Below are 11085 nucleotides of genomic sequence, written 5' to 3'. Positions count from 1 at the left end.
TGGGAATGCCTGTTAAAGAGGCTGTTCCTGGAACTGATGAGTATAAGCATGCTACCGCCGAACTTGAGGGCATACTCCTGACGGATGAGAACAAAGCGGGCAAACCCCGACCACGTTCAGAGAGGAAAATCGATGATGATGCTATCGTCAGCCCGAATGGGGCATGGACTTGGCTGAGTAAAGGTTCAGCCATACGTGTTTCCGAAGACGGTACGTGGGATCAGAAGGACTCCGCAGAAACTGGCCGTGAAGGAAGTTCGCAGTTGTTCGCGGATGGTTCCTGGGAATCTAAAATAAAAATGGGCGATGGAGAAAACTTTGTTCACGTGAACCCTGATGGTAGTTGGACTTCAAAGGATTCCTTCCGAACGGTAGAGGTAAAAGCTGACGGGACGTGGCGCACCCAAACTGAATACGACACCAAGTACAGCACCCCGGACGGTAAAGTCTTTCGGGAGAGTTCGGGTCGAAAGACCGAGCTCCCTTCGGGAGGACATGAAGTAAGCCATATTCAAGTTCCCCGTGAACCGAGCCTCTCCTATTTAGAGGACGGCCCCGGCGGCGGAGGCGTTATTCCGCTGAAACCGCGTAAACCTCTTCAACCCGGTCAGCAGGCTGTGTCTTAAGGAAATTTTCGATGAAAAACACTAAGTTCACCCGCATTGTCGCTCCCCTTTCCACTGGATGCGCCCTCATGCTCACACTCAGCGCCTGTATGACTGTGGAACGAGCCAACCCGGGTAAATCTGAGGGATCTTCCCCTGTCTCCTCTATTTCATCTTCCTCCGCATCATCTTCTGCCTCACCCGAGTCTTCTTCCGCTTCCCCCACGACGAACCCAACAGAGGAGAAACAGAAGAATGAAGAACAGAGTCATGAGAAACAGATTGTGGGTCTTACTGACGATAATAAGGCTGGTAAACCCCGCCCGCGCGCTGAACAGAAGTCTCAGAGCTCGTTGGGAAAGAATGTAAAGCTCAAGGACGACGGTTCGTGGACTGTTGAAGAAGGCAGCGGCCAGGATAAATTATCAGTTGTAGTTAATGTCGATGGTACATTCCATGTGAAGCGTGGAACGGGGTCTGACATATATCACGAAATGACGATTAACGCAGATGGATCTTGGGAGAGGATTGAAAAAGTTTCTTCTTCACAGACAAAAACTCGCGTTAATGCTGATGGCACGTGGAGTGTCGAGCGTAAGAGCGATTCGTCTTCCCCAGAAAACGTTGAGGCACATGCTGATGGCACGTGGAAGTCTAGCGGATACTCGAATAATAAGGTCATCACGGGAAACCCTGACGGTACAGCCGTGGAAAAGAATACAGAAACCGGGGAGGAAAAATCTATCACACGTGGGGCGCAGAGTGGGGTTACAACTCCTAGGGAATACATGAATAGTATGTACGATATGGGGTTATATATTCCTCAAAATGGTGTTATTCCCCTGAAACCGCGTACGGCTCTGCCTTTGGGAATGCCTGTTAAAGAGGCTGTTCCTGGAACCGATGAGTATAAGCATGCTACCGCTGAACTTGAGGGCATACTCCTGACGGATGAGAATAAAGCGGGCAAGCCCCGACCACGTTCAGAAAAAGACCCCTTCTTCGGTATGGCTAAGGTCAATCCGGATGGTTCGTGGAGCTGGGAATCGCGCGATGGAGACACGACAATACATGTTGCAGCAGACGGCACGTGGACGCAGAAAGATTCTGATAACTCCGGTAATTATGATAAAACTACTGTGTTGTATGCTGACGGCTCATGGGAAATCAAAAATAATACACGCAGCGCCGGGGAAGATATTATTCACGTAAACCCTGACGGAAGTTGGCAGAGAAAAGACCAGGACCGAACAGAAGAAGTAAAATCTGATGGCACCTGGCGTACTCAAAACGCCTATGAAACCGTATACAGCACCCCGGACGGCAAAGTATATCGGGAATCGTCATCACGTAAGAGCGAGGTATCTTCGGTAGATAAAGAACGGTATATTTACGTTCCTCCTCAACCAGATTTACTGATTGGTGGAGGTGATGGTCCCGGCGGGGGAGGGGTCATTCCGTTGACCCCGCGTCAGCCTCTGCAGCCCGGTCAGCAGGCTGTGTCTTAACGGAAAATGTTTGTGAAGAAGGTAGAGGGTGGCGCATCCAGATTGTATGGTTGGATGCGCCACCCTTTTGCACACATCATCAAGGGCTCGGAGTTAAATAATATTTGCCTGAGAGTTAAATAATGATTCTGTTCCCTTCCAAAACTTTCCCGGAATATAAGGGTAAAAATGGGTATGGGGTTAAATAATGGTTTGCGGGTTGTTAAATAATGAGCGCTAGAAAGTGTTCGTAGAAGGGTATCTGCGTTTGGTTCCTATGACCGGCAGAAGCGTGTCTTCGGTGGCGAAGACCTGAGGCGGGGTATATTTGATTCTGTAACTTCCCTCATAGTCACCGATAAGGACTTTTAATGCGTAGACTTTCTGTATTTTCTTTGGGCACTGCTCTGGTTTTTGCCCTGGGTGCGTGTTCATCAGGAACCGCATCTTCATCCAATAATTCCTCGCCCCAAAGCTCGCATGCTGCGGCATCAGCCTCCAGCTCGAATGCATCATCGTCTGCTGGGCAGCAGATTGAAGTATCTGAACTTTTGGAGCACCCGGAAAAGGCGCGGGGCCTTGATTTTATGAGGGACGTTAAGTTTCCGATCACCTGCCCGAGCCACGAATCCGGTAAAAACCCGGATCTTGAAGAACTCAAGAAAAAGGGTATCAGCGAAAAAGAGATAGCACTGACTGACGATAACAAAGCAGGTAAGCCCCGCCCCAGATCCACCGAATCTGTGGACAGCAAAGATAAGAAATGGACCACTATCAACGAATCCGATGGGTCATGGATCTACGATAAGCGCGGCGATGAACACGGGGAAGTCAAAGCTGATGGAACCTGGACCATGAAAACAAAGAGCCATAGCGCAGAACTGCATGCTGACGGTTCCTGGCAGGAAATCACCGAAGCTAATTACGGGTATGGAACCCGACAGGAAACATACGTTAACGCGGACGGCACCTATCGGTATATTAAAGACCGGGAAGTAAAAGTCATGACCTGCTCTAACGGCTCATGGATTGAAATATTTCCCCAAGAGATACGGGTGGGCGACCGGGATAAAGAAATGCTCACCGAGATCACTGATCGAGGAGAGATTCGGGATGAAGACTTCTCGGATGCCCAAACAGCCACGCCATCCCGCGTTAACGGATATGGCTCTCCCGGCGGCGGCGGTGTTGTGCCGCTTCAGGCTCGTACAGTAGTACCAAGCGGTATTCGCCTCTAAATAATTCCTCATATTGTGGGTGACGTGGATTAATGCGCGTCACCCACTTTTTGTGGACATCCTTGTATTGACGGGTTAGGAATACTGTGTGCAGGCTGTGTGCGGGGCATGTATATTTTATGTTCTGCTCGAAAAGCAGCCACTAAACCTACACAGGCGTTTAAATACCGCTACCCTTAACACTATGAGCAGCAAAGCAACCGAAATCGCTAAAAACCTGCCGACCCTCGAACATCCGGACGGCAGCCCCATTCGTGCCCTAGTGGTCGATGATGAGGAGATGCTCAAAGAACTCGTCAGTATGGGCCTGAAGATGATCGGGTGGGAGGTGCAGTCGGCTGGTGATGGACCCGCAGCCTTAGCTATTGCCCGCGATTGGCGCCCCGATGTGCTGGTGCTTGATATTATGATGCCCGGTTTCGACGGCCTGGAACTGTTGGACCGCATCCGGAAGTTTTATCCCGAAGTGCCTTGCCTTTTCTTGACCGCGAAAGATTCGGTGGATAACCGCATCGAAGGGCTTGCCGCTGGTGCCGACGACTATGTGACCAAGCCGTTTTCGATGGAAGAGGTTATGATTCGTCTGCACAGGCTGGTGCAGCGCTCGGGTGTTGCCGCTATTGACGATGCCGAACTCGTTGTGGGGGATTTGGTGCTCAACCAAGATACCCGCGAAGTCACCCGTGGCGGTGAACCTATCGCTCTTACGGCAACCCAATTCGACCTGCTGCGGTATCTGATGGAGAATGCGAAACGCGTGGTTTCTAAAAGCCAGATTTTGGATAATGTCTGGAATTATGATTTTGGCGGTCAGGCGAATATTGTGGAGCTTTATATTTCATATCTGCGGAAGAAAATTGATGTGGGTCGTGAACCTATGATCCATACGGTACGCGGTGCTGGCTATGTAATTCGACCGGCAGTTTAAGCCCCTAATTATGTAAAGCGCCTAGTCAAGGTGTATATATTCTTATATTCCGATTTAGTAATATATCCTGGAAGGGGTGAAGTCTGTGACCATTGTGGAAGCTCCCAGTGTTCCCGAGACACAGCCCCCACAGGGTAGTCGAAAAAAACGGGATAAAACCGCGATACGCCCAATGCCGCATCTGCGCAGGCGACTTATTCTTATTCTTGTTTCGGCTCTAGGAATTGCCTGTTTTATCACCAGCGTTTCAACCTATGCCACGCTACAGAACTCTTTGCGATCACAAATCGGCAGTACCCTCAAAGAAACTGCGAATCGTGCCGCCAATCCCAATAATTCTCCCAGCGGCCACGGTTTTGAATGCCTCGATAAATCTAATCCGAAAAACCCTCTCTACACGCCGGGTCAGGGTGCCGGAACCATTAACCTTTGTGTCGATCATCAGGGTGGTTACAAATTCTCGGGGTATTTGAGTGCCGACGGGAGTATCAAGGAGCTCAGCGATAAAGACCGCGAGACTCTTAACTCTCTTCGGAACACCGTAAATCAAGAGAGTCAGCTTACCGAAGTGAACCTTGACGTTGGTAAATACATGGTGAAGGTTTCCTCACCAGGGCCTTCTTCAGACGCGCTTATCACCGGTGTGCCGCTGGGGGCAATGTATCAGACCCTTACCATGCTCTCTATCACAATGGGTATTGGGTCGGTTGCCGTGATGATCGGTACCGGCTTTTTGGGTTCGTTCGTAATTCGCAGAACGATGAAGCCCTTAGAGCGTGTCTCTGGTGTGGCGACCGAGGTGGCGCGCCTCAACCTGGAATCTGACACTATTGCTCCTGAAGTGCGTGTGACCCCCAAAGACGCGAACCCCCGCACCGAAGTGGGGTCTGTAGGGTATGCGCTCAATCAGCTTCTTGATAACGTGAGTTCGGCTCTTGACGTGCGTGAACGTACCGAAAAGCAGATACGTGCCTTCATTGCGGATGCATCCCACGAGTTGCGCACCCCGCTGGCCGCCATTAAGGGCTACTCCGATATGCTGCGGTGGACGGAACCTCTCGCCGACGGCGGGCAGTCCTCGCTTGCACGCATCGATTCGCAGACCGAACGAATGTCGCGTCTCGTGGAAGATCTGCTGTTGCTGGCGCGCCTGGACGAAGGGCGTGAACCGAAGTTTGAGAACATCGACCTAACCGAGCTGCTTGTCGAGAGCGTTTCGGATATGCAGGCGGCGGCACGCGACCATATCTGGCGCATGGATGTGCCGGATGAACCGGTTGAGATGATCGCGGACCGCTCGCAGATTCAGCAAGTTATTTTGAATCTGCTCTCTAATGCGCGCAAGCATACGGACGAGGGTACGACCGTTATTGCCGGGCTGCGGGTATCTGCGGATCGCCGTGAAGCTCTCATGACCATTGTGGATAATGGTCCCGGAATTGACCCAGAGTTTGCGCCCAAGATTTTTGACCGATTCGCGCGGGCAGACAAGGCGCGTTCGGGCTCTGACGGGACGACCGGCCTCGGGTTGGCAATCGTACAGGCGATCGTGCAGGCACACGGCGGGCTGATTTCTGTGCGAAGCCGCCCCGGACGAACCGAATTTTCGGTACGTCTTCCACTTATGCGGCAGGGGGTTTCGGTCTCATAGACCGCTTGGCTCGGGGCTTTCTGGCGAGCAGAGACTTTTTAAACAATATGCACTGAGTGCAGAAATATGTCTGAGCTCACACAAAAAATAGTTGCACTTGGTGCAATATTGCACTTAGTGTAATAACTGTGTGTATTACCCAAAAGATTGTAGATAAACGCTCCGCGCGTAAAGCCGAGAACCGCATCGCCATTATGGATGCGGCAGAAAAGCTTGTGCTTGCAGGCGGTCTTAAGGCGCTCACGGCGGATGCGCTCGCCAAAGAATCCAGTGTATCCAGGCGTACCATCTTCAACCATTTTTCCTCGGTTGAAGCCGTCGTCGTTGAACGCCTGAACGAGTATCTGCGCCGTATTTTTGAGGTCATCCCCGACTTTTGCACCCCCAGAGGAGCGCATCCCGAGCGGGATATGCTCAACGGTGTGCGTGCCGCATTCACCACCGAACGCCTTGCCGAGCACGTAGAACCCCACGCTCGGCTGCTGTTCGCCCTTCACGACTACGCTCTCGATAATAAGTTCAATGAGTACAGCTCAACCTCCTATTTGAACTCCATTGAGATGGTCATTGACAAGCTGTGGCAGGAGAGACAGGACATACCGCGGATGCGCATCGCAATCTTCGGGAACCTCATTGCCTCTGCCATCTGCGAGGGAATCGCGGCCTCCTTCTACGACGCCGAAGGTAACCCACAGCCGCCCGAAAATGCCGAAAAAATGCGGAAAAACATAAAACACTGTCTTGACTATGTCGAAGAGCTAATCGACGGCAAATACGCACACCATTACTCAACCGATACAGAGACATTTGAGGAGAACCATAGTGGCTAAGTGGCTATATTCCATAGGTAGCTTTGCCGCACGCAGGGCGTGGGCGGTTATTGCTATCTGGGTGCTTGTTATTGCCGGTGTTGCCGGTAGCTATAGCGCATTCCACGGGCAGCTGAAGACCACCCTTACGATGCCCGGAACCGAAACCCAGCGTCTTACCGACGAGCTTGCTCAGCGATTCCCTGATGCTAACCGTGGCACCGGGCAGATTATCGTTAAAACTGGTGATGGTTCAGCTATTACTGAGGAACAGAAACAGGCATTTGTAGATGAGCTGAATAGTCTTAAAGGAGATATTTCAGCTGTTGACGGTGTTCTTGATCCTTTTGCTACTGAACAGCAGATAGCTGATGGTAAGAAACAGCTTGAAGAGAGTAAGCCTCAACTGGAGGCAGCACCACAACAAATTGCCGACGGTAAGAAACAGCTTGAAGACGGCCAGAAGCAACTGGATGATGGTAAGGCGCAACTTGAAGGAGCACAAAAACAACTCGATGAAGCACGTGAACAAGCTCAAGCATCTGGCGCTTTGGAATCAATGCGTGAGCAGCTGGGCTCACAACAGGGACAGCTGGATGCGCAGCGGACCCAGATAAACGAAACTCAAAAAGAGCTGGATGGTAAAGCCTCTGAGCTAGCAGAAGCTGAAAAGAACCTTCCTAATCAGCAAGAAGAATTTGCTCGTAAGTCTGCGCTCCTTGATTTAATGAGCGGCGCTCGTATGGTTTCTGAAGATGGGTCTACCGCAGCCGCCGGAGTCTTCTTTAAAATGCAAAATTCGGAGATTCCCCAGGCTGAAAAAGATAAACTGATGGAAAAGGTCCGTGCTGCGGATTTAAAGGGGCTTGTCGTTAACTTTGACCAACGCATTGCTGAATCTCCCGATGTTGGTATGGGTATTGGTGAGATCATCGGTATTGCAGTGGCACTCATTACGCTTATCGTTATGCTCGGTACTCTTATTGCCGCCGGGCTACCTATCATCATGGCGCTGGTGGGCGTAATTATAGGTATTCTGGGAACCCTTTCATTCTCCACCCTAGTCGATATGAGCTCAACCACCTATATGCTGGGCATGATGCTTGGTCTTGCGGTGGGCATCGACTACTCGCTGTTTATCCTCAACAGGCACCGGTCTAACCTGATGGACGGCATGCCGCTGCGGAAATCTATTGCGATTGCTAACGGCACCAGCGGTAACGCGGTGGTATTTGCGGGCGCAACCGTGATTATCGCCCTGCTCGCTCTGAATGTCACCGGCATCCCCTTCCTAGGGTACATGGGCGACGCTGCGGCACTGTGCGTATTCGTGGCCGTGTTGATTTCGGTGACCTTAACCCCCGCTATGCTCTCGCTGATCGGTCGCAAGGTCATGTCGAAGAAGGCATGGGCATCCGTCAATACTCCCGAGAAGATCACCGCACATCACGCCGAGAAGGAAAAGCGCGAGGCTACTCCACACGGTTGGCTGCGCATCGTGCTCGCTAAACCTGTGGTTACCATTCTGCTCTGTGTGGCGGCACTGGGGGCTATCGCTATTCCCATGGGTCAGATGCGCATGGGTCTTCCCTCAGCAGAAAGTTCTCCGGTTGAGAGCACTGAGTATCAGGCATACCAGATTGTTAAGGATAAATTTGGTGAAGGTCTGAGTGGTCCTGTGGTTGCAGTGGCACATACTCCTGCTGGGATGACAGATGCTCAGGTTGAACAGGCACAGGTTGATATTGCTCGTGCAATTCAGGCGAAAGATCCTGAAAATGTAAAGACAGCAGTTCCTATGGGGCAAACTGATGATCACACCCTGCAGATATTCCAGGTGATCCCCAAACATGGGCCGAGCTCGGTTGAAACCGTGAACTTGGTTGAGCAGCTGCGCCAGGTGGACGTCAATGTGCAGGGCACCGATGTGCGTCTGGGCGTGACCGGACTGACTGGCGGCAACATCGATATCTCCAATACACTGGCGCAAAAATTGCCGCTGTATTTGGCAGTCGTCATGGGTCTTTCGTTTATCGTGCTGATTCTCGTGTTCCGTTCGATTCTGGTGCCGCTGGTTGCTTCGATCGGGTTCCTCTTCTCGATTCTGGCAAGCTTCGGTGCCGTGGTTGCGGTTTACCAGATGGGCTTCATGGGGTCTCTCTTCGGGGTGCACGATCCCGGCCCGATCCTGGCGTTCCTGCCCACCCTGATGATCGGTATCCTCTTTGGCCTGGCGATGGACTACCAGGTGTTCCTGGTCTCCGGCATGCGTGAAGCATATGTGCACGGTAAAGACGCGAAGACCGCCGTCGTCGCTGGGTACAACCATGCGGTACGTGTGGTGGTTGCCGCGATGATCATCATGATCTCGGTGTTCGGCGGGTTTATCTTCGCCGAATCTTCAATGATTCGCCCCATCGGCTTCGGTCTTGCCTTCGGTGTGCTGGTTGATGCCTTCGTGGTTCGCATGACTATAACACCAGCGATTATGTCTCTATTGGGAGAGAAGGCATGGTGGATGCCGAAGTGGCTCGATAAGCTCGTTCCGAATATGGATGTGGAAGGCGCAACCCTTCTGGAAGAGCTGGAGCATAAAGACTCGACTAAAACCAGCGGTATTGCTGATTTAACTAGTGATATCGATGCATCAAACATTGAGACTCCCTGGGCGAAGAAGAAAACTGAATAACCGCTAGCTGATAACGCATACCGCGCGAGCAGGTCGTATTGTGCCGAGCAGGTAGGAAAATCCTACCTTGTCGGAGCAAAAAAGACCTGCTCGCGCTTTTTAGGTGATGAGCGGTAGGCTACACAAAACACGTTTATTAACGTCTTGGTACCTCCGTGGTCTAAGGTGAAAGTAGGGGATCGCCGCGAGAACACGAGTTCTCACCCCGAGCGCATCGAAGGGGCGCATCGCACGATGGCAGAAAGACGAACGCTCGCCGCATACTTGAACCGCATACCCGCGCCGCTGCTGGTTTTCTTAGGAGGAGGCATAGGCGCCTTCTGTCGCATCCACACACCCGGCGGCGTGCTTGCTGCGAACCTGATCGGATCCTTCACCCTGGGGCTTCTGACCGCGCTGTGGGCATCACGTGCTCGCATACACGGCGAAAAAGTGGTACGCCCGTTCCGCTTCTTATTCGGCGCCGGAATGATGGGCGGGTACACCACCTACTCGTCCATCGCGGCGGTGACCGCGCAGGCAGTATTTATTCATTACACGGTGCACGGGTGGTACATTCTGCTCAGCCTTGCCGTACTCTTTATCGGCGGTTTAGCGGCCGCAGCATTGGGCCTTTTCATGGGCGGAAAAATCGCCGCCCGCTGGGAGGCACGCCGTGCCAGCGCTCGGGAGGACTCATCGTGTTCTCACTAACGGTCTTTCTGCTCGGCGGTTTAGGGGCAATGATCCGATATTTTCTCGACGTCAAAATGTCGCCCCGGCTGCGCACCGAACGCTCCATCATCAGCCCCGTATTCGTGATTAACCTGGTGGGGTCATTTCTCTACGGACTGTTGATTATGCCGGTCGCCAACCCGAACGCGCTCGATATTCACTACGGTGCCTCTGGATCCGTTATCTTCTGGTGCACCGCCGTCACCACCGGCCTGCTCGGCGGGTTCACCACCTTCTCCACCGCGATGGTCGAAGCGCTTACGGCACGCCGCGAAGGCAAACGGGCCAAATTCCTGATGCTCTGGCTCGTGCAGGTTATCGGGGCAGTTCTCGCGGCGCTCGCGGGCACGCTCTGCTTCGTTTTGCTGCTGGGGGACGACGTAGCACCCATCATCCCTATCGATATTTTCTTCTAGAGAATCAGAATTTTGAGTAGAATCTTTCTACTTAGCATGCTATAAACTCCTGTGCAGGCTGACTCCAGATATCTGAAGAAGTTCCACCTCATAGAAACTCTTGGTTTAGTAACTCACTAAACAAATAGGTAGAGGTCAACCAGTAGAGTAACTGATACATACTGTGGTGCATGAGCTATTTTAATGAGAAAGATACCCCAGATAAATAGCTAACTCTTTCTTTATGTATAATCCTCTATTTTGCTCAGTATACCTATCCTGCATATTGTTCAATTTTGATAAAATATAAATTTTACGTATAAAATATTTAAAATATTTATTTTCTTTATTATAGAAACTTGTTCTATGTATACCCTAGACATCTTTGAAGCTTGATGATACTAGTTATATTTTATGGATCCTCTTGGTGTAAAAAAATTTACTGCAGGATATTAAAGTTCCCTTGCTTCGTGAGTTATTTAAGGTATGCTCTTAATTGAGATATAGAGTTTGTATTGAAAATAACCATCAGTGATTCAAGCAACATTTATATATGGAGGTTTTCTATA

8 protein-coding genes and 1 pseudogene are annotated in these 11085 nt (G+C 51.3%); all 9 read left to right on the top strand.

Annotated features, from left to right (window positions below; translation table 11 throughout):
• Positions 1–626 (top strand): annotated as a pseudogene (locus HMPREF2554_RS10740) (hypothetical protein); the annotation flags it as partial.
• An 11-nt stretch (positions 627–637) separates the two neighbouring features.
• Positions 638–2113: a hypothetical protein gene (locus HMPREF2554_RS10735; RefSeq protein ID WP_070555353.1), complete on the top strand. Its 1476-nt coding sequence runs from the start codon at positions 638–640 to the stop codon at positions 2111–2113.
• Positions 2114–2463: 350 nt separating this feature from the next.
• Positions 2464–3330, top strand: coding sequence for a hypothetical protein (locus HMPREF2554_RS10730; RefSeq protein WP_070555350.1), 867 nt, complete (start codon positions 2464–2466; stop codon positions 3328–3330).
• 184 nt (positions 3331–3514) lie between these two features.
• Positions 3515–4258, top strand: coding sequence for a response regulator transcription factor (locus HMPREF2554_RS10725; RefSeq protein ID WP_004005894.1), 744 nt, complete (start codon positions 3515–3517; stop codon positions 4256–4258).
• Between the two features lie 85 nt (positions 4259–4343).
• A complete protein-coding gene (locus HMPREF2554_RS10720; protein ID WP_048752581.1) occupies positions 4344–5909 on the top strand; it encodes a sensor histidine kinase in 1566 nt (521 codons plus the stop codon).
• Between the two features lie 128 nt (positions 5910–6037).
• Positions 6038–6739, top strand: a complete 702-nt coding sequence (locus tag HMPREF2554_RS10715; RefSeq protein ID WP_070555346.1) for a TetR/AcrR family transcriptional regulator — start codon at positions 6038–6040, stop codon at positions 6737–6739.
• Positions 6732–9407 carry an MMPL family transporter gene (locus HMPREF2554_RS10710; RefSeq protein ID WP_083297481.1) on the top strand — a complete coding sequence of 892 codons (2676 nt, stop codon included), beginning with the start codon at positions 6732–6734 and terminating at the stop codon, positions 9405–9407. The genes HMPREF2554_RS10715 and HMPREF2554_RS10710 overlap by 8 nt, the downstream gene beginning before the upstream one ends.
• 234 nt (positions 9408–9641) lie before the next feature.
• Positions 9642–10100: a fluoride efflux transporter FluC gene (locus HMPREF2554_RS10705; RefSeq protein ID WP_070555504.1), complete on the top strand. Its 459-nt coding sequence runs from the start codon at positions 9642–9644 to the stop codon at positions 10098–10100.
• A complete protein-coding gene (locus HMPREF2554_RS10700) occupies positions 10088–10537 on the top strand; it encodes a fluoride efflux transporter FluC (RefSeq protein WP_246826072.1) in 450 nt (149 codons plus the stop codon). Before HMPREF2554_RS10705 ends, HMPREF2554_RS10700 begins: the two co-directional genes overlap by 13 nt.
• Positions 10538–11085: the final 548 nt, after the last annotated feature.

The organism is Rothia sp. HMSC071F11 (assembly GCF_001809115.1).
GTDB lineage: Bacteria > Actinomycetota > Actinomycetes > Actinomycetales > Micrococcaceae > Rothia > Rothia dentocariosa.
Note: the sequence above shows the minus strand (reverse complement) of the source record. Positions and strands in the feature narration are given on the sequence as shown.